The organism is Actinoallomurus sp. CA-150999, assembly GCF_050942425.1.
Lineage (GTDB): Bacteria > Actinomycetota > Actinomycetes > Streptosporangiales > Streptosporangiaceae > Actinoallomurus.
Genome location: NZ_CP192063.1, coordinates 9,822,597 through 9,841,762, shown reverse-complemented (window position 1 = coordinate 9,841,762; position 19,166 = coordinate 9,822,597). Strand labels below are relative to the sequence as shown.

At 69.8% G+C, this 19,166-nt stretch carries 19 protein-coding genes; 11 read left to right on the top strand and 8 right to left on the bottom strand.

All coding sequences use genetic code 11. The features are described from left to right. Positions 1-47 precede the first annotated feature (47 nt). Entirely contained in the window at positions 48-611 is a 564-nt protein-coding gene (locus ACQP2O_RS45270) for a hypothetical protein (protein WP_433175593.1), read from the bottom strand. Positions 612-746: 135 nt separating this feature from the next. Between ACQP2O_RS45270 and ACQP2O_RS45265 the strand changes: the two genes are divergently transcribed. Genes ACQP2O_RS45265 through ACQP2O_RS45255 form a run of 3 tightly spaced genes read left to right on the top strand, consistent with a single transcriptional unit; the run spans position 747 to position 4,196 of the window. Beyond that, positions 747-1,115, top strand: coding sequence for an endonuclease/exonuclease/phosphatase family protein (locus ACQP2O_RS45265; RefSeq protein WP_433175592.1), 369 nt, complete (start codon positions 747-749; stop codon positions 1,113-1,115). Next, positions 1,112-2,371 carry an exo-beta-N-acetylmuramidase NamZ family protein gene (locus tag ACQP2O_RS45260; protein WP_433175591.1) on the top strand — a complete coding sequence of 420 codons (1,260 nt, stop codon included), beginning with the start codon at positions 1,112-1,114 and terminating at the stop codon, positions 2,369-2,371. Before ACQP2O_RS45265 ends, ACQP2O_RS45260 begins: the two co-directional genes overlap by 4 nt. A 28-nt stretch (positions 2,372-2,399) precedes the next feature. Next, positions 2,400-4,196 (top strand): serine hydrolase, encoded by a 1,797-nt coding sequence (locus tag ACQP2O_RS45255; RefSeq protein ID WP_433175589.1) that lies wholly within the window; start codon positions 2,400-2,402, stop codon positions 4,194-4,196. A gap of 7 nt (positions 4,197-4,203) precedes the next feature. Here the strand turns inward: ACQP2O_RS45255 and ACQP2O_RS45250 are convergent, their stop codons facing one another. Next, positions 4,204-4,593 (bottom strand): hypothetical protein, encoded by a 390-nt coding sequence (locus tag ACQP2O_RS45250; protein ID WP_433175587.1) that lies wholly within the window; start codon positions 4,591-4,593, stop codon positions 4,204-4,206. 408 nt (positions 4,594-5,001) lie between these two features. Here ACQP2O_RS45250 and ACQP2O_RS45245 point away from each other — a divergent pair, with 408 nt between their 5' ends. From ACQP2O_RS45245 to ACQP2O_RS45235, 3 genes are all read left to right on the top strand, one after another. Further along, on the top strand, positions 5,002-5,982 hold the full coding sequence (locus ACQP2O_RS45245) for a TerC/Alx family metal homeostasis membrane protein (protein WP_433175585.1): 981 nt from the start codon (positions 5,002-5,004) through the stop codon (positions 5,980-5,982). A gap of 23 nt (positions 5,983-6,005) precedes the next feature. Further along, positions 6,006-6,935, top strand: a complete 930-nt coding sequence (locus tag ACQP2O_RS45240; RefSeq protein ID WP_433175583.1) for a diacylglycerol/lipid kinase family protein — start codon at positions 6,006-6,008, stop codon at positions 6,933-6,935. A gap of 238 nt (positions 6,936-7,173) precedes the next feature. After that, positions 7,174-8,823, top strand: coding sequence for an IS200/IS605 family accessory protein TnpB-related protein (locus ACQP2O_RS45235; RefSeq protein ID WP_433175581.1), 1,650 nt, complete (start codon positions 7,174-7,176; stop codon positions 8,821-8,823). A 327-nt stretch (positions 8,824-9,150) separates the two neighbouring features. On the opposite strand, the gene ACQP2O_RS45230 is transcribed toward ACQP2O_RS45235, so the two are convergent. Next, entirely contained in the window at positions 9,151-9,534 is a 384-nt protein-coding gene (locus ACQP2O_RS45230) for an ATP-binding protein (RefSeq protein ID WP_433175579.1), read from the bottom strand. A 140-nt stretch (positions 9,535-9,674) separates the two neighbouring features. On the opposite strand from ACQP2O_RS45230, the gene ACQP2O_RS45225 reads away from it, so the two are divergent. The 3 genes from ACQP2O_RS45225 (at position 9,675) to ACQP2O_RS45215 (ending at position 11,184) form a co-directional block, all read left to right on the top strand. Then, the gene (locus tag ACQP2O_RS45225) at positions 9,675-10,475 is read left to right on the top strand and encodes a helix-turn-helix domain-containing protein (protein ID WP_433175577.1); all 801 of its coding nucleotides are present in this window, start codon (positions 9,675-9,677) and stop codon (positions 10,473-10,475) included. Beyond that, a complete protein-coding gene (locus ACQP2O_RS45220) occupies positions 10,466-10,714 on the top strand; it encodes a DUF397 domain-containing protein (RefSeq protein ID WP_433175575.1) in 249 nt (82 codons plus the stop codon). The genes ACQP2O_RS45225 and ACQP2O_RS45220 overlap by 10 nt, the downstream gene beginning before the upstream one ends. 185 nt (positions 10,715-10,899) lie before the next feature. Beyond that, positions 10,900-11,184, top strand: a complete 285-nt coding sequence (locus tag ACQP2O_RS45215; RefSeq protein ID WP_433175573.1) for a hypothetical protein — start codon at positions 10,900-10,902, stop codon at positions 11,182-11,184. An 89-nt stretch (positions 11,185-11,273) separates the two neighbouring features. On the opposite strand, the gene ACQP2O_RS45210 is transcribed toward ACQP2O_RS45215, so the two are convergent. Beyond that, complete coding sequence (locus tag ACQP2O_RS45210; RefSeq protein WP_433175571.1) at positions 11,274-13,622, bottom strand: Tex family protein; 2,349 nt, start codon at positions 13,620-13,622, stop codon at positions 11,274-11,276. Between the two features lie 175 nt (positions 13,623-13,797). On the opposite strand from ACQP2O_RS45210, the gene ACQP2O_RS45205 reads away from it, so the two are divergent. Further along, positions 13,798-14,430, top strand: a complete 633-nt coding sequence (locus ACQP2O_RS45205; protein ID WP_433175569.1) for a pyridoxamine 5'-phosphate oxidase family protein — start codon at positions 13,798-13,800, stop codon at positions 14,428-14,430. 50 nt (positions 14,431-14,480) lie between these two features. Here ACQP2O_RS45205 and ACQP2O_RS45200 read toward each other — a convergent pair whose 3' ends face one another. The 3 genes from ACQP2O_RS45200 to ACQP2O_RS45190 all read right to left on the bottom strand — a co-directional run bounded on the left by ACQP2O_RS45200 (position 14,481) and on the right by ACQP2O_RS45190 (position 17,892). After that, positions 14,481-15,722: an MFS transporter gene (locus tag ACQP2O_RS45200; RefSeq protein WP_433175567.1), complete on the bottom strand. Its 1,242-nt coding sequence runs from the start codon at positions 15,720-15,722 to the stop codon at positions 14,481-14,483. A gap of 13 nt (positions 15,723-15,735) precedes the next feature. Next, on the bottom strand, positions 15,736-16,956 hold the full coding sequence (locus tag ACQP2O_RS45195) for an ATP-grasp domain-containing protein (protein ID WP_433175565.1): 1,221 nt from the start codon (positions 16,954-16,956) through the stop codon (positions 15,736-15,738). 177 nt (positions 16,957-17,133) lie between these two features. Beyond that, a complete protein-coding gene (locus tag ACQP2O_RS45190; protein WP_433175563.1) occupies positions 17,134-17,892 on the bottom strand; it encodes an SDR family NAD(P)-dependent oxidoreductase in 759 nt (252 codons plus the stop codon). A gap of 71 nt (positions 17,893-17,963) precedes the next feature. On the opposite strand from ACQP2O_RS45190, the gene ACQP2O_RS45185 reads away from it, so the two are divergent. Further along, positions 17,964-18,950: a LysR family transcriptional regulator gene (locus ACQP2O_RS45185; protein ID WP_433175561.1), complete on the top strand. Its 987-nt coding sequence runs from the start codon at positions 17,964-17,966 to the stop codon at positions 18,948-18,950. Here the strand turns inward: ACQP2O_RS45185 and ACQP2O_RS45180 are convergent. Next, on the bottom strand, positions 18,925-19,146 hold the full coding sequence (locus ACQP2O_RS45180) for a DUF2277 domain-containing protein (RefSeq protein WP_433175559.1): 222 nt from the start codon (positions 19,144-19,146) through the stop codon (positions 18,925-18,927). The genes ACQP2O_RS45185 and ACQP2O_RS45180 overlap by 26 nt on opposite strands. Between the last annotated feature and the right edge of the window lie 20 nt (positions 19,147-19,166).

Here is a 19,166-nt window from a genome sequence, read left to right as displayed (position 1 = left end):
CGGACGCGCCCTGGGGACCGGATTCGCCGATCCGGTCCGTCGGGCGTTCAGCCGAACGCGGGGAACGGAGAGGGCGGCCCGCGCCGGGTGAGGATGTGGCGGAGGAGATGCTCCGGCGGTCCGGTCACCGTGTCGGCGACGGGGTGCGGGTACGGCGCGGGCAGGGGAACAGGCGAGGTCAGGAGCGCCCGCCACGGTCGTACGGCGGCGGCCGCGACCTTCCGGGCCAGCCGCCACACGGCGCGCTCGCCGCGCCGCAGCCACCAGGCCGAGACGGCGGCGGCCGTCACGTGCGCGAGCGTCATCGTCCGGGTGCCGTGGGAGGCCAGGACCGCCGGGTGATGGGCCAGGTGCTGGCCGTGCTGCGCCGCCGTGAACAGGACGTGCAGCATGAACTGCCCGCCGAGCAGCCCGGCGAGGATGGTGCCCAGGGACCGCTCGGTCCCCGCCAGCACGACGCCGACGACGGTCAGCCCGGCCAGCCCCGCCGCCACGGCCGCCGCGGGGACGGACGCGTGGGACGCCGTCGTATGCCCGACGACGGCAAGGGCCGTGCACACGGCGGCGAACACCACCGCGCGGGGCAGACGGAAGACCGGCTCACTGGGCATGACCCTTCCATCCTCCCATCGCCGATACGGGAGTGTTTTGAGGGCGGACTATTGACGCCCGCGCCCGCTGTATCTAATTTTCATACGTCCGCATGATCCTGTTTATTCTTTTCAACCGACGCGGCAGGAGAGTCCATGGCCCCGCTCGTCCGCCGTTCCGCCCGGACGCGTTCCCGGACCGGGGCGCGAGACCGGAGGTTCGGGGTCGTGGTCGCCGACATGGCGGCCATCATGGCCCGGCGACGTGGTCCTAAGCTGCTGCTAGGCGACTTCAACGCCGAGCCGGACGCATCCGAGCTCGCGCCGCTGTGGACGCGGCTGCGCGACGCGCTGACCGTCGCCGGGAAGCGTACGACGCCCACGTGGCCCGCCGACGCGCCGGTCAAGCGCATCGACTACATCACGTTCACCCCGGGCCCGCGGGTCACCGGCGTCTTCGTGCCGGACACGCTCGCCTCCGACCACCGGCCCGTCGTGGCCGATCTGAGGGGAATCCGATCATGACGACACGGCGCGGAATGCTTCGCGGAATCGCGGTCGCCGGCGCGGCCGTCCCGTTCGCCTCCCTTGATCTCCCGGCGTCCCAGGCCGCGACCGGCCGAGGGGTGTCGACGGGCTTCGAGGTGCTGCGCGCCGGGGGCTATCAGGAGCTTCGCGGCCAGAAGGTGGGGATGGTCGCCAACCCGACCGCGGTGATCCGCGACCTGAGCCACGAGGTCGACATCATGCACAGCGGGTCCGGCGTGGACCTGGTCGCGGTCTTCGGCCCCGAGCACGGCTTCCGCGGCTCGGCGCAGGCCGGCGGCTCGGAGGGCTCCTACAAGGACCCGCGCACCGGGATCGCGGTCTACGACGCCTACGCCAAGACCCCCGATCAGATCGCCGCCGACTTCACCAAGGCCGGTGTCGACACGATCGTCTTCGACATCCAGGACGCCGGCGCGCGCTTCTACACCTACATCTGGACGATGTACGACTGCATGCGCGCGGCGATCCAGGCGGGCAAGCGCTTCGTCGTGCTCGACCGGCCGAACCCCCTCGGCGGCCTCGAGGCGACCGGGCCCGTCCTGCATCCGGAGTACGCCTCCGGCGTGGGCCGCGCGCCGATCGCCCAGCAGCACGGCATGACCGTCGGGGAGCTCGCCCGGTTCTTCGACGGGGAGTTCCTGGGCGGGAAGGCGAAGCCGCAGGTCGTGCGGATGCGCGGGTGGCGGCGCGGCATGACGTACGAGGAGACGGGCCTGCCGTGGGTGCCGCCCTCCCCGAACATGCCGACGGTCGACACGGCGGTCGTCTATCCGGGCATGGGGCTGTTCGAGGCCGTGAACCTCTCGGAGGGGCGCGGCACGACCCTGCCGTTCCAGCTGGTCGGCGCGCCGTACGTCGACTGGCACTGGGTCGACGACCTGAACGGCCTCGGCCTGCCGGGCGTGCGGTTCCGCGAGGCGTACTTCGTGCCGACGTTCTCCAAGTGGGTGAACAAGAACTGCGGAGGCGTGCAGCTGGACGTCACCGACCGGCGGCGCTACGACCCGATCCGCACCGCCCTCGCCATGATCATCAGTGCCCGGCGGCTCTACCCGAAGGACTTCGCCTGGCGGGAGAGCAAGCCCCCGTACGACATCGACACGCTCTCCGGCTCGGACCAGGTCCGTACCGCCATCGACGGCGGCGCGAACGTCGACCAGGTCGTCGCCGGCTGGCAGGGCGACCTGGCGCGGTTCCGCGCCCGGCGGGCCCACTACCTGCTGTACCGCTGAGCCACCCCTCCGACCCCCGGGAGAGACGATGCGCCGTGCCCTGCCGATCTTCGTTGCCCTCGCGGGCCTGTGCGCCCCGGTCGCGGCGGCGCACGCCGACCCGGTGAAGGGAGCGTCCACCGCCGGGCCGGTCCGGAAGGGGGCGTCCGCTCCCGCGCGGACGAGCGCCGCCGGGCCGCCGACCGTCACCGCCGCGGACCTGCGGTTCACCCCCGGCCGCGAGATCCGGTACGGCTCCCCGCAGCGGGCCGGGCTGCTGCCCGACGCGGTCGCGGCCATCGCCAAGGACGCCGCCGGCTACATGAACCCCTCGCCGACCACCCCGCTCTACCCGGGCGCCGTGGTGCTGGCCGCCCGGAACGGCGTCGTCGCCGAGCATGAGGCGATGGGGTACGCGCTGCGGTACGCCGACGACAAGCCGACCGAGCTGCCGCGCGACCAGTGGATCCCGATGCGCAAGGACACGATCTTCGACCTGGCGTCCATGTCGAAGCTGTTCACCACCGTCGCGGCGATCCAGCAGATCCAGCGGGGCCGCATCGACCTGAACGCCACCGTCGCGACCTACCTGCCGGGCTTCGCCCAGAACGGCAAGGGCGCGATCACCGTCCGCGAGCTGCTCACCCACACCAGCGGCCTGCGGCCCGACCTGCCGTTCTACAACTACAGCGGCCGCGCGGCACAGGAGGCGGCGCTGTTCGCGGACACGCCGCAGGCCACGCCCGGCACCGCCTACATCTACTCCGACCTCAACATGATCACGATGCAGTTCGTGCTGGAGAAGGTGACCGGCAAGACCCTGGACGCCCTCGTCCGGGACGGCATCACCGGGCCGCTCGGCATGCGCGACACCGGCTACAACCCGCCCGCGTCGGAGAAGCCGCGGATCGCCGCCACGGAGTACGAGCACAAGCCGGACGCCGCCCTCGACCGCGGCCTCGTCTGGGGCCAGGTGCACGACGAGAACTCCTACGCCCTCGGCGGTGTCGCCGGCCACGCCGGGGTGTTCTCCACCGCCCACGACATCGCGATCTTCGCCCAGATGATCCTCGACGGCGGGCGGTACGGCCACGCCCGCGTCCTGTCCGAGGACTCCGTGCGGCTGCTGTTCACCGACTTCAACACCGCGTTCCCCGGCAACGCCCACGGGCTCGGCTTCGAGATCGGCCTGCGCTGGTACGAGGACGCCATGGCCTCTCCGGTCACGATCGGCCACACCGGCTACACGGGCACCAGCATCGTGATCGACCCGATCTCCCGGTCGTTCGTGATCCTCCTCACCAACCGGGTGCACCCCAGCCGCAACTGGGGCAGCATCAACCCCGCCCGCCGCGCCGTCGCCCACGACCTCGCCCGCGCCGTCCCCGTACGGCCGGCCGACGGGCGCGACGCGTGGTTCTCCCAGATGAACGACGGCACGACCGCGACCCTGACCGCGCCGATGCCCGCCGGCGCCTCCCGGCTGTCCTTCCACCTCTGGTACGACACGGAGGAGACCGACACCGGCGTGCTCGAGACCTCCCCGGACGGGAAGACCTGGACGCCCGCACCGCTGTCCCTGCGGGCCGGGCGCACCGCGTGGACCGTCAACGGGGCGTTCTCCGGGTTCGCCGGGCGGCGCTGGGCGACCGCGACCGCGACACTCCCGGCGGGCACGACCTCGGTCCGCTGGCGCTACACGACCGACCCGGCGTACGAGGGACGCGGCGTGTACGTCGACGGCGTACGGGCCCGGGACGCCGCCGGCCGCCTGGTCTTCGACGGCGAACGCCCCGCCGACGCCGCCCGTTTCCAGCCCGTCGGCTGGGTCCGCAGCGCGAACTGACGCTCTTCTAACAGGAGGGCAGCGAGTTGGTCTCGCTGATGATATCGATGTCTCTCACCCAGCCCCAGTTGCCATTGTCCGCCTCGGTGTATTCCCAGCGGGTCGGATGGGGGCCGCCGACCGTCGCTCCATAGTCGCATCGGGTGAGGAACCAGTTGGTTCCCGTGGTGAGATAACCGACCACGCCGTATTTGGGGTTCCAGTCCGTGTATACGGCCGTGCCGGGGACGTTGTAACAGTAATAGGCCTCTCTGGTATGGCCCGAGGGATCGGTTCGGGTGAAGTGTGCGTCCCAGCAGCTGGAGGCCGCGCTGGCCGTACCGGCATGAGCCACCGCGAACGTTCCGCAGAAAACCGCCGTCGCAGCGATGGCGGTGATCTTTCGTGAAATGTGCATGACTTCCTCTTCGTCTGGGCCCAACGGATGTGAAGTAAATCCCCGAAACCGGTGATGCGGATTTCCAGCGGGATTTCGGTCAGCCTGACATCCCTAACCGCCACCGGCAAGAATGTTTAGCCAGGACAAAAACTCCCAGCTGGCGCCCCCTGTCGGGCCGTCGGCTGGATCCCGAGCTCGGCCCGGGCGCGCGGAGGATCGACCGCACGGACGAAGTGATCTTGCGGTCGTCCGTCCGGAACGTTGGTTTTGAGCGGCCTGATCCGGCTAGAGTGGGAGAGCGAGGGGAGTACTTCCCAGCGCCCACCCGGTCAGTACGGGCCTCCCACGAGGTCCCCGGGCGGCGGCCCGCACTCTTACGGCGGGTGAAGGAGACCTCGGACGCTTTGACGTTCCGGGAGTTCTCGTATGTCCGAGTCCATTGCCTCGCCGCTGCTGTGGACGATCACCATCGCCGGTGTTCTCGCCCTGTTCGCGGTCGATCTGATGCTCACGCGCCGCCCGCACACACCCTCGCTGCGCGAGTCGCTGGCATGGTCGGGCTTCTATGTGGCACTGCCGATCCTGTTCGGCGTCTTCGCCTGGAAGTGGTTCGGGGCGTCGATCGGGACGGAGTACTTCACCGGTTACCTGGTCGAGAAGTCGTTGTCGGTCGACAACCTCTTCGTGTTCATGCTGCTGCTCGCCGCCTTCGCCGTTCCCTCGGTCCTCACCCAGCGCGTCCTGCTCTACGGCATCGCGGGGGCGCTCGTACTGCGCGCGATCTTCATTGTGATCGGCGCGGCGGCGCTGCAGGCGATCGACTGGGCGTTCCTGCTGTTCGGCGCGATCCTGCTCGCGACCGCCGTGAAGATCATCAAGGACACGGTCAAGGGCACGGACCACGACGTCGACGTCTCATCGCTGCGCTCCGTGCGCCTGCTGCGCCGCTTCATGCCGGTGACCGACGACTACCAGGGCCCGCGGATGTTCGCGCGGAAGGGCGGCCGCCGGGCACTGACGCCGTTCGCGCTCGTCGTCGTGGCGGTGTTCGGCGCCGACGTGGTGTTCGCCGTCGACTCCATCCCCGCCGTGTACGGCATCACCCAGGACCCCTACCTCGTCTTCACCGCGAACGCCTTCTCCCTGTTCGGCCTGCGCGCGCTGTACTTCGTGCTGCAGAACACGCTGAGCAAGCTCGTCCACCTCGGCTACGGGCTCGCCGTCATCCTCGCCTTCATCGGGGTCAAACTGGTGCTGCACTGGGCGCACGGCTCCTGGTCGCAGGTGCCCGAGGTCCCGACGCCGCTGTCCCTCGCCGTCATCGTCGTGACACTCCTCACCGTCACCGCGACCAGCATGTACGCTCGGCACCGCGCTCCGTCCCGGCTCCGCGCCGCCGAGGACTGACCGAAACTGGTATCACGGGTGACATGCGGAGCAAAGACGAGCTGACGGCCGCCATCAGGAACGCCGGTCCGGCCGTCCTCGTGATCAATACCCGGGCCCGTATGGGTGCGGCGCTCCTCCACCGCGCGCCCAGGCTCCTCGCCGAGCAGGGCATCACGGTGGCCCGGGTGATCAACGTACGGCGGCCGGAGCGCTTGGCGCGGGCCCTCGACGAGGCCGTCGCCGACGCACCGGACCTGCTCGTCGCGGCGGGCGGCGACGGCACGCTGAGCGCGGCGGGCAAGCGCCTGGCCGGGCTGGACATGGCGCTCGGCGTGCTGCCCGTCGGCACCACCAACAACTTCGCCCGCAGCCTCGGCTGGCCGGGGAGCCTCGACGCCGCGATGGCGACACTCGCGTCGGGCAAGGTCGCCGACGTCGACCTCGGACAGGCCGGCCCCGACGCCTTCACCAACATGGTCAGCCTGGGCGTTTCCGTCCAGGTCGCCGGCCGGGTGCCGCACCGCCTCAAGCGGCATCTCGGCCGGTCCGCGTACCCGCTGACCGCCCTGTCCGCGCTTCCCGGCCACCGGCCGTTCCGGGCATGCATCACCGCCGGCGACACCACGCTGGAGTTCGAGACGCACCAGCTCAACATCGCCAACGGTGCCTTCCACGGCGGCCGCCGCATCGCGCGCGACGCCGACATCGACGACCGGCTGCTGCTCGCCTACCGCTTCGGCGCGGGCAGCCGTCTCCACCTGATCGGCTCGGCGGTCCGGCACGCGCTCACCGGGTCGTACCTCACCATGGACGACGAGCCGTTCCTGACCACCGGCGACCTGCACCTGGAGACCGACCCCGCCCTGCCGTTGGACATCGACGGCGAGATCCGCGGCCGCACCCCGGTCCGCATCCACATCCGCCCCAACGCCCTTCGCGTCATGGTCCCCCAGGACTTCATCGACCGCTGACCAGCTGGGCCGTTGCCCGTACCCAGTCGGCACGAGAGTGGTCAACAGTTCGTCTCCGAGGTCGCATAAGTGCGCATAAGAACGATTGAGTGCTCTGGCCGCCTAAGCCGACTTCATAGGCGCCCTGCCGATATCGGCAGGGTCGGCCATGCACGATTGGAATACCTCTGCTAACTCACCGAACCTGCGTTGCTACTTTGGGTTGACGTAGTTGTCATGGCGTCACTAGTCTTCGAACGTGCGTTCAGCCTCGCGCCCCCTTTCGTCCCCGGCCGATAGCCCTGCCCGTGGGTTTGCTGCGCCGTTCGTTGCGTTGGATCCATTTGGTGTGGCGATCCGTGACCGCCTGAAGGATCTGACGCTGGCCGATGTGAAGGTGCTGCGCCTCGTGGGTGACCACCTCGGCTCGCTGGCCTCCTCCGATCTGAAGGCACGGTGCGCGGCCGGGCTCGATCATGACACCGGTCAGTGGGCAGAGCGGAAACGGGCGCTGACCGGCGAGTCGTCCTCGCGCTGGGCCGGTTCGATCACCAAAGCCACGCATGACCAATGGGCGCTGGCACGGCGCAGCCAACTCGCTCACATCCGCAGCATCGAGGCCGGGATCGCCACGATCAGCCAACGCCTGTCCCTGCCAGTCGGCGAGAAGGGTACGAAGCAATCACTGGGCGGCTATAGCAGCGCGCAGGAGTGGTTCGCCAAGACCCGGCGCCTGCACGTGCTCCAGGACCGGCTCGAACAACAGCGGGCCGACCACCAGGCCGGGCGGGTTCGCGTCGTGCGTGGCGGTAAGAGGCTGCTGCGTGCCCGGCACAACCTGGAGGCCGCCGAGATCACCGAAGCCGAATGGCGTAAGAAGTGGGAGGCCGCGCGCCGGTTCCTGGCCGCTGATGGTGAGTCCGGCAAGCGGTACGGGAACGAGACGATCCGCGTCACCCCGGACGGTGAGGTCTCCATCAAGCTCCCGGCGCCGTTGGCGTACCTGGCCAACACCGATCACGGCCGGTACATCCTCACGGGAAAGGTGTCGTTCCCGCACCGGGGCGACCAATGGCGCGACCGCATCAGCGTGAACCGGGCGGTGGCCTACCGCATTTGCGAAGACATCCAGCGCGGGCGCTGGTATCTGACCGCCTCTTGGACCATCCCACCAGTCAAGACCGTTCCCCTGCAGGCCGTTCGGGCTGGTGGCCTGATCGGTGTGGACACCAACGCCGACCACCTGGCCGCCTGGCGCCTCGACACCCACGGCAACCCTGTCGGCGACCCGCGTCGATTCGACTACGACCTGACCGGCAACACGCAGCACCGTGACGCCCAAATCCGCCACGCCCTCATCCGCCTCCTGCACTGGGCCGAACGACACGGCCTGGCCATCGCGATCGAAGACCTCAACTTCCAAGCAGAGACGACGCGCGAAAAACACGGGCGCCGCAAGCGATTCCGCAACCTGATCTCCGGCATGCCCACCAGCAAGCTACGCAGCAGGCTGGTGTCGATGGCCGCCGAACTCGGCATCACCATCGTCGCCGTCGACCCCGCCTACACCAGCAAATGGGGCGCCCAGCACTGGCAAAAACCCCTCACCAGCAAGAATCGGAATGCCACTCGCCACGACGCGGCAGCGGTGGCGATCGGACGACGCGCCCTGGGACACCCGATCCGGCGACGGACGACACCGCCCCCGCACGACCAGAGCGATCGTGCGGGGCATCGGACCGTCCAGGCCGAACCGGATGTCCCGGGGCGTGAGGAACCCTGCCCCCGCATCCCCGGACCACGGATACGATCCGCCGGGACCGGACGCGGAGCGAACGCGGGGGACCAGCGTGCCCAACACCGTTCGGGACACGCGGCTGAGCACCTACAACTTATGCTCAGTCCCTAGGAACGGTTCGTGCCGCTCATGCGCTGAGGACTTCGTGCAGGACAAACTCGCGTCCCTGCTTCCCAACCCGCCTGAGGTCATGCAGGGGAGGTCGCGGCGGCCTCCGCGTAGCGGCGTTCGAAGAACCTGGCGATCCCCGGTGCTCGCTCACCCTATAGACAGCGAACACCGGCGACCTCTTGGTCAGCGGGCCGCCTAGCTAGGCCATTGTCCATGCCTGCTCGGCGCAAAGCGTCGGCCATCGCGCCGCCCGCCCCGGAGGTTTAATCGGTGCTGGCTGCACTCGTTCGCCGTTTTCTGACGTCGTGTTCGTCTCGTCGATAGACCTCACGACTCCAGTACCGCGAAGACGACCTTGCCGGCATTTTCGGCGAGGGGACGGACGCCCCAGCACCGGCTGAGCTGTTCCACCACGAACAGCCCTCGGCCCGACTCATCGACCGGCTCTGCCTCTTGGGCGTGTGGCATGGTGACGGCGGCGTCCTCCACCTCCAACCACAGCGCACCGTCGTCGGTGCGGGCAAGACGTACGGTGACCTCGTCTCCTGCGGCATAGCGGACAGTGTTGGTGACGAGTTCGCTCGCCACCAGGCATGCCGCGTAGTCGTCCATGCCCCAGTCGCCCAGTGTGAGGCGGACGAACCTGCGAACCTCCGCCACGGCCTCCGGGCAGCGCTTCACGACGATCTCGACCTGCGTCGCCTCCGCCATGTAACCCTCGCTGACTGTTGGTGATGTATCAGTCACATGAAGTCACATTCCGGCCTATGATGTGTCTGCCGCTCACACGCGGCAGGTAGTGGCAAGTCGTTGGCTGAAATCGGAAGGTTCCACCAAGAGAGGCACGTGCCATGCCGCCCCGTCGTCAGCGTTACCGCGAGTCGCCCGCACTCGTCGCCTTCGGCCGTCAGATGCGTCGAATGCGTGAAGCGAGGGGTCTCACGCAGGAGGCCATCGCTCGTCTGACAAAGGTGAGTGCTCCTCAGGTGAGCAAGATCGAGGCCGGGAAGAAGCGTGCCACTCGATCATTCGTGAGGGTCGTCGATGAATTCCTCAAAGCGGGTGGGGCGCTGATCAGCCTGTGGGAGGACCTGAACGAAGACGGCCACCCGGTACCGATCTGGTTCGACTGGCCGCGGATAGAGGCAGACGCGATTGAGCTGACGTGCTATCAGCTATCGGTGATGGCCGGGCTGGCGCAGTCGGCGGCCTACGCGACGGCGATCCTCCACGGTAATAAGGAGGCTGTGGACGCGCGTTTGGAACGCCAGAAACTCTTCGATAAGGAGAATGCTCCTACCGTGGCGCTGTTGGTCGACGAGCAGGCTCTGTACCGCCCGGTCGGCACGGCCGAGACTATGCGTGACCAACTGCACCACCTGCTTTCACTGAGTGAGTGCCCGAACGTGACGGTGCAGGTCGTGAGCAGCAGCGGCGAACACCCCGGGAACGGCAGCAGCTTCGTCGTTGCAACGATGGCCGATATGAGCCGGGTAGCTTATGTTGAGACGGTAATACGAGGACTCGTAACGGATGACCCTGCGGACCTCGCAACGCTCTCGCGCGTTCTGGTCGATCTCCGCAACAGAACGCTCCCAGGGCACATGTCACGGGATGTCATCAGGAAGGTGGCCGAAGAGCGATGGACCTAAGCGGTGTCGAGTGGCGTAAGGCAACGCGAAGCTTGAGCAACGGCGGCGAATGCGTCGAGGTCGCAGCTTTCCCCGGCATGGAGGTCGTCCGTGACAGCGTGGTTGCTGACGGCTCCGTGCTTACATCAAGGAGCGGGCGGAAGAGTCGTGACACCGAGCTTTCAGAAGTGGGACCGGGACATCTATGTCGAGGCGAGTGGGAGGGCCTGAGAAGGCTGAACGTCGGCGCCGGGCGCTGATGGCGCGGGCGGATATCACCGACCCGGGGAAGTCCGCAGCGGGTCGGCTATCGCGCCGCCGCCTCCGCCGTCGGCGGTGAGCGGCGCGTTTCCGGTGATTGCCGGAGGACTCGGGAGCGAGGTGGCCCTCGCAAGGGGGTACGGGTCTCGGTAGAGGACGAACTCGAAACTCGAGGGGATCAGCCATGTACGCAGCAATCCGGCGGTATGAAGGGGTGACCGATTCGGCGGAGGCGGGGCGCCTGGTGAACGAGGCGTTTGTGCCGCTCATGCGGCAGATCCCGGGCTTCGTGGCCTACTACTGGGTCGATGCGGGGAACGGGGTCATGATCTCGACCAGCGTCTTCGAGGACGAGACCGGTGCCAAGGAGTCGGTCTCGACGGCAGAGGACTTCGTGCAGGACAAGCTCGCGGCCCTGATGCCCAACGCTCCCCAGGTCATGGCCGGAGACGTCGTGGCCTTCGCATGACGGCGGCCGAGCCCGCGCCTGATCGGTGCCCGGCCGACGAAGAAGAGGTGATCCCTGGCGTTCACCAGTGAACGCCAGGGATCTCTTGGTCAGCGGCCGCCGAGGCCCTTGTCGAGGCCGGCGCGGCGCAGGGCGTCGGCCATCGCGCCGCCTCCGCCTCCACCTCCGCCGCCGGAGCCGCCGCGGTCGCGGCGCTGCCGGCCCGAGCGGTCCTCACGCCGGCCGCCGCCGCCCTGCCGGTTTCCGCCGCCGTCGCGGCGCCCGCCGCCGTCCTGCGGGCGGCGTTCGACGTCGTCCTCGATGCGCAGGGTCAGCGAGATCCGGTTGCGCGGAATGTCGACGCTGAGGACCTTCACGCGGACCACGTCGCCGGACTTGACGACGTCGCGCGGGTCCTTGACGAACGTCCGGGACATCGCCGAGACGTGGACGAGGCCGTCCTGGTGGACGCCGATGTCGACGAACGCGCCGAAGGCGGCGACGTTGGTGACGACGCCCTCGAGGATCATGCCGGGCTCGAGGTCCTTGACCTTGTCGACGCCCTCCTTGAACGTCGCGGTCTTGAACGCCGGACGCGGGTCGCGGCCGGGCTTGTCCAGCTCCTTGAGGATGTCGGTGACCGTCGGCAGGCCGAACGTGTCGTCGACGAAGTCCTGCGGCTTCAGGGAGCGCAGGGCGGTGCTGTTGCCGATCAGGGTCTTCAGATCGCCGCCGGTGGCGCCCAGCATGCGCCGTACGACCGGATAGGCCTCCGGGTGCACGGCGGAACTGTCCAGCGGGTCGTCGCCGTCCTGGATGCGCAGGAAGCCCGCGCACTGCTCGAACGCCTTCGGACCGAGGCGGGCGACGCTCTTCAGGGCGTCGCGGGCGCGGAACGGGCCGTTGGCGTCGCGGTGCGAGACGATGTTCTCGGCCAGCCCGGAGCCGATGCCGGACACCCGGGTGAGCAGCGGCACCGAGGCGGTGTTGACGTCGACGCCGACGGCGTTGACGCAGTCCTCGACGATCGCGTCGAGGGAGCGCGACAGCTTCACCTCGGAGACGTCGTGCTGGTACTGGCCCACGCCGATCGACTTGGGGTCGATCTTGACGAGCTCGGCGAGCGGGTCCTGCAGGCGGCGGGCGATCGAGACCGCGCCGCGAATCGACACGTCGAGGTCGGGCAGCTCCCGCGAGGCGTACGGGGAGGCGGAGTAGACCGAGGCGCCCGCCTCGGACACCACGATCTTGGTGACCTTCGGGTGCTTCTTGATGAGGTCCGCCGCGAGCTGATCGGTCTCACGCGAGGCCGTGCCGTTGCCGATCGCGACCAGGTCGACGGAGTGCTGCTCGACGAGCCGCCCCAGGGACTCCAGGGCGTCCTTCCAGCGGCCGTGCGGCTTGTGCGGGTAGATGGTGTCGGTCGCCACGACCTTGCCCGTACGGTCGACGACCGCGACCTTCACGCCGGTGCGGAAGCCGGGGTCGAGGCCCATCGTCGTACGGCTGCCCGCCGGGGCGGCCAGCAGCAGGTCGCGCAGGTTGGTGGCGAACACGCGTACGGCCTCGTCCTCGGCCTCCTGCCGCAGGCGCAGCCGCAGGTCCAGGTCGAGGTGGACGAGGATGCGGGTGCGCCAGGCCCAGCGCACGGTGTCCGTCAGCCACCGGGAGCCGGAGGGGACGCCGAAGCGGTGCGCGATGGCCAGCTCGTAGGTGTTCTGCTGCGCGGGATCGGTCTCCTCGGTGTCGGGCTCCAGGGTGAGGTCGAGGACGTCCTCCTTCTCCCCGCGGAACAGCGCGAGCACCCGGTGCGAGGGCAGCTCCGACAGCGGCTCGGCGAAGTCGAAGTAGTCGGAGAACTTCGCGCCGGCCTCCTCCTTGCCCTCCCGGACCTTGGCGACCATGCGGCCCCGCGACCAGACGCGCTCGCGCAGGTCGCCGATGAGGTCGGCGTCCTCACCGAACCGCTCGACGAGGATCGCGCGGGCGCCGTCCAGCGCGGCCGCGACGTCGAGTTCTTCGTTGGTGTACTTCGCCGCCTCGGCCTGCGGGTCGAGGCCCGGGTCGGCGAGGAGCGCGTCGGCGAGCGGCTCCAGACCCGCCTCACGGGCGATCTGGGCCTTCGTACGGCGCTTCGGCTTGTAGGGCAGGTAGATGTCCTCGAGCCGGGCCTTGGTCTCCGCGGCCAGGATCTGCGCCCGGAGCGCGTCGTCGAGCTTGCCCTGCGCCTCGATCGACTCCAGGATCGCCGCACGCCGCTCGTCGAGCTCCCGCAGGTAGCGCAGCCGCTCTTCGAGCGTGCGCAGCTGCACGTCGTCGAGCGCGTCCGTCGCCTCCTTCCGGTACCGAGCGATGAACGGCACGGTGGAACCGCCGTCGAGCAAATCGACGGCGACCTGGACCTGCCGCTCGCGCACGCCGAGTTCTTCGGCGATCTTCTGGTGAATCGACGTGGACACGATCTATGACCCGACCTCTCACTGAGCTTGGGAAGCATTGTGCAACCATCGGCCCGCGTTGTCGCGTCGTCCGGGCGACGTGGCGGCGGCTTCCGGCCGCCCGAAATCCCGATGGATGGCCGTGAGGGCTCGGGTTACGCTGAGATCCGCTCGTGATCACGAAGGGGGCGGCGGGATGACGGATGTCACGACGGTTACGGAGATCACTTCGGAGGAGGAGCTGCGGGACCTGCTCGGCGAGCCGATGCCGCGTGCCATCGCCAAGGAGCGCGTCCGGCTGCACGAGGTGGACCGGAAGTGGCTGGCGGCCTCGCCGTTCTGCCTGGTCGCGACCGCCGACGCCACCGGCACCTGCGACGTCTCCCCGAAGGGGGACCCGCCTGGCTTCACCCACGTCATCGACGACGTCACCATCGCCATCCCGGACCGCCCCGGCAACCGGCGGGTCGACGGGTTCCGCAACATCCTGGCCAACCCGCATGTCGGCCTGATCTACGTCGTGCCCGGCCGCAGCGAGACGCTTCGGATCAACGGCCGGGCCCGGCTGCTGCGCGACGCCCCCTTCTTCGACGAGATGGTCGTCAAGAACCACCGGCCGCGCCTGGCGCTCGTCGTGGAGATCGAACAGATCTTCTTCCACTGCGCCAAGGCGTTCCTCCGCTCGGCGCTGTGGAAGCCCGAGACCTGGAACCCGGACGCCCTCCCGCCGCACGCCCACATCGTCAAGAGTGTCCAGCACACCGAGGAGACCCTCGAGGAGCTCGAGCGCTACTACGGCCCCGCCTACGCCAAGCGCCTGTACGGCTGACGCCCGAACGGCCCCGGCCCGCGTAGTGGGAGCCGTTCGGTCGCCCACCGTCAGGGGCCGTCCAGGGAGTACCGGCGTAGTCGCGAGAAGCTGAAAACGGTGACCGCGAGACAGGCGATGGAGCAGAACGCCAGGAGTTCCGGCAGGTAACGCAGTGGCGTCGTCGCGACCAGGACGCCTGCGAGGGGATAGGGGATGAGGATGAGGAGGACGACCGCGGACACGGTGACACCGAACTCCTCGAGGGGGATGACACGGGCCCTGGCTATACGCAGGAAGCAGGCGAAAGCGCCTTCGGCCGCCAGGAACAGACACGCCGATACGAGGTAGGCGGGATAGCCGGAGGCGAGTCCGGCGCCCATGGCCGCCGCGCACGCGATCAGGCCGCTGAACAGCCCGATTTTCAGTATCCCGGTCCGGGAGGCGACACGGGTCATGATGACGATCACGACGAGCGACGCGGTCGCCCCCAACGTCCAGACGATCCCGGCGTACGAGGACGGCCGGCCGAAGCGCTCTTCCACGACGGCCGGTGTGCTCCCGAGAATCGTCGCGGCGAGCAGATTGAAGGCCGCGGTGGCGAGGACGATGTGGATCAGCGCCCGATGGCGCAGCACACCGCGCAGACCGGTCGTGAGCTCGGCCCTCGCGGAGCGGAGGGTCCGCGCGGCGGACGGCCGCTGGGGGAGCCCGCGGGACAGCGCCATGCTGATCAACACCAGCGCCAGCACGGCGGACAGCACCCAGACGCCGCCATGGACGGCGAGGACGCCGGCGACGAACGGCCCCGCGATCAGCGCCATCTGGTCGATCCCCGCCTGCGCGGACTGTGTCCAGGCGACCGACCTCGAACCGTTGATCTCCACGCCGAGCTTCTCGACGGCTATGTAGGAGGCCTGGCCGAAGGTGCCGGCGGCGAAGGCGACGACCACGAGGAGCGCCCAGGCGCCAGGCCTGGCGAGGACGCCGACGAGCGCGCACGCCAGCAGTACGGTGCGGACGACTTCCGCGGTGACGAGGCAGGCGCGGGATCCGAAGCGGTCCACCAGCGGGCCCGCGATCGGGATGCCGACCAGGCGGGGCGTCCATTCGAGAGCGAGGACGAGCCCGGACCAGGACATGCTGTGGGTCGCGTCGAAGATCAGCAGGGGGATCGCGAAGGAGAGCGTCTCCGTGGCAAGGCGGTTCGCGGCGCGTACGACGATGGATCCGTACAGGGCTCGCGCCGAGCTCGCGGCGGCCTCCACCGCATCGGCGGGGGAAGGGACCGTACGTTCATCGGAGACCGTCACCGTACGTCCGTGGTCAGACGACAACGCTGATCCTGTCCAAGAGGGCCTGCCGGAGCCGTACGGCGTCGGAGTAGCCGTCGGCGGTGAACATCAGATGGCCGATCCGCGACCGCAGGTCCTGGCGATCGGGTATCGGCTGTCCGGCCGGGATGGAGATCTCCCCGCCGTGCACGCCGGGGATGCGCAGTGCCTCCTCCCAGCCACGAAGCTCGGTGTAACGGCGTCCGGCGAGGCTCGGCTCGGCGACGAAGTGAATGCCGGCGACCGCCGCGGACGGGGTCACCGGGGCCGGGCCGGGGATCCCCGCCGCCGCGGCCAGCGAAGCCTCCGCCAGAGACAGGCCGGTGACCGTCTCGACCATCTCGGCGATGTGGTCACCGGCCATGCGGGCCCCGACCTCGATGAGCGTCGGACCGTCATCGGTGACCCGGTACTCGGCGTGGAACGCGCCCGTCGTGAGCCCCAGGGTCTTGGTGACCTCGTCCATGTAGGCGGCCACGGCCTCGTGGCCCGGCACCTCCGTCGCCGGGCGGACGATGTGGCCCTGCTGCTGGAAGTACGGCTCGGGGCCGAGACGCTTCTCGGTGATGGCCAGGATGGTGGCCTGCCCGTGACGGACGTACCCCTCGGCCGAGAACTCCTGGCCACGAAGGTACTGCTCGACCACGACGGTCGAGTCCGGGAGCCGCTCGGCCAGCGGCAGCGTCTCGCTCGCGATCTGCCGATAGCCGTCGATCAGATCGCGCCGGCCGTCGGCCCGCCGGACACCGATTGTGCCCACCATCCCCGATGGTTTAATGACGCAGGGGTACCCGACCTTCTCCCCGGCGTCGGCCGCTTCCTCCTCCGAAGACGCCACCACGAAGGCCGGGGCGCGCACGCCGGCCGAGTGCAATCGCGCCCGCATGGCCGACTTGTCGCGCACCACCTGCGCGTCCGCCGGGTCGAGCCCGTCGACTCCCAGCTCCGCCGCGATCACGGCCGTGACCGGGACGGCGAACTCGTCTCCGGCCACGACGGCCTGGACCGGGCGCTCTCGGTGGACCTGCCGGGCCGTCGCCCGGAGCTCGGGAACGGACAACGTGCCGACCAACCGGACGTCATCGATGAGTGCCCGGACATGCTCCGGCAGGGCGTAGACGTCGCGGCCGGTCGTGATGACGGTGGTGTGCATACCCAGCCGTCGTGCCGCCTGGGGGTACAGCTGCCCGGAGGAAGCAGGAGCAACGATCATTATGTGCACGGCATTACTCGTTTTCTGATCAGGTCAGAACCTCTACCTCCTCAGACGATGTCGATCTTCAGTTGTGACCAGGTTGCCCCCAGGTAACTTGATCATGGCTGCTCTACGGCGTCACTCCGCCGGGCCGAAGGCGCGGTGTCCGGATGTCGACCGGCGAGCCGGGAGCCGTCACCAGGGGAGAGAGCCGGCCTCGTTGAAGTATCCGCCGGTGGGACCGTCCGCGCCGAGCGTGGCGAGCCGTACGACGACGGTCGCGCCGTCCGCGGCGGTGCGCGGGACGTCGTAGCCGAGCGGCGCGGTGAAGTCGGTCGCGCAGGGGCCCGGGTCGGCGGCGTTGACGAGGATCGCGGTGTCGCGCAGCTCCTTGGCGTACTGCACGGTCAGCGCGTTCAGCGCGGATTTCGACGGCACGTACGCGGCGGAGGGCGGCAGCCCCGCCTGGTGGGTGCCGGGCGTGCTCATCAGGCCGCACGACCCGAGGCTGCTGCTGACGTTCACGATGCGCCCGGCGGCCGAGCGCCGGAGCAGGGGGAGCAGCGCGGCCGTCACCGTGATCACGCCGAAGACGTTGGTCTCGAAGACCTCCCGGACGACGGTCAGGTCGGCGCGGCTCGGTGCCTGGGCGGTGAGCGCACCGGGGATCCCGGCGTTGTTGACGAGCACGTCGAGGCGCCCGAAGGACGCGGCGACGTGCTCGGCCGCCCCCCGGGCCGTGCCCGGATCCGTGACGTCGAGCCGGACGGCGTGGGCTTCGCCGCCGGCCGCGCGCAGGGCCGCGACCGCCTCCGCGCCGCGGTCGGCGTCGCGCGCCCCGACCAGCACCGTCATGCCGAGCGCGGCCAGCCGGCCGGCGACCTCGCGCCCGATGCCCTTGTTCGCGCCGGTGACCAGCGCGATCCGGCCGTCGTGTGACTGTTCGTTCGTCATGGTGGCCAGCCCACCACCGGCGCGGTGCCGGAGACCAAGACCGGCCGGGTCGCGGTCAATACTCTGCAGGTATGGATCCGGTCGAGACGCGGGAATTCGCCTACTTCGTGGCGGTTGCCGAGGAGCTCAACTTCACGCGCGCCGCCGAGCGCCTGGGCATCGCGCAGCCGCCGCTGTCCCGGGCGATCCGGCAGCTCGAACGCCGCCTCGGCGTGACGCTGGTGGAGCGCACGAGCCGGCGCGTGGCGCTGACGCCCGCGGGCGAGGTCCTGCTCCGTGAGGCCGGGAAGGTCCTCGAGGCCGTCTCGGCGGCGACCGCCCGGACCCGGCGCGCGGGCGGTCCCGGCCGGCGGCTGGTGCTCGCGATGAAGCCGGGCGGGGACGGCGGCCTCCTGCCCGCCATCCTGAAGGCGTACGAGACCGATCCGGACGCGCTCCCCGCCGAGATCGTCTCCGGCGTGGGCGAGCGCGCGGCTCTCCTGCGCGACGGCCGCGCCGACGTCGCCTTCCTGCACACCGTGCACGACCTCAGCGGGTTCGACACCGAGGAACTGCTGGTCGAAGACCAGGTGGCGGTGCTCCCGGCCGATCACCCGCTGGCCCGCCGGGGGAGCCTGCGCACCGCGGACCTGGCGGGCGAGACGCTGCCTCGCTGGCCGGGCAAGGTCGGCGACGACGCCACGGGACCGGAGGTGCGCGACGTCGCCGAGCTGATGCAGCTCATCGTCCTCGGCCGCGTCGTCGCCGTGGTCCCGGAGTCCGCTCGCCGCCTCATGCGCCGCGACCTCGTCTGCGTGCCCGTGGCCGACGCGGCGCCGGCGACCCTCGTACTCGCCTGGCCTGAGCGCAGCACGTCACGCGCGCTCGCGGCCTTCGTCCGCGCGGCCACCGACGTCGCCGCCCGCGTCCGCGACGATCGAGCGGCGGCGGGGTCAGGGGCGAACGCGGGTGTCCATGCCGGCCAGGGGCGTGAGGCCGCGCGCCAGGGTGCGGATCTGAGCGTTCGCATGGGGGCCGAACGACCGGCGGGGGTCAGGAGCCGGTCCGCGCGCCCCTGACCTCCAAGGTGGCGAGCAACGCGGCGGTCGCCCGGGTCACCTCTTCGACGGCCTGGTCGAAGACGGCCTGGTTGTGCGCTGCCGGGCGCCGGAACCCGGACACCTTCCGGATGTACTGCAGCGCCGCCGCGCGGATGTCCTCTTCGGTGACGTCGTCGGTGGCCGGCGGCCGCAGCGTCTTGATGCTTCTACACATGGCACCATCCTGCACCCAGG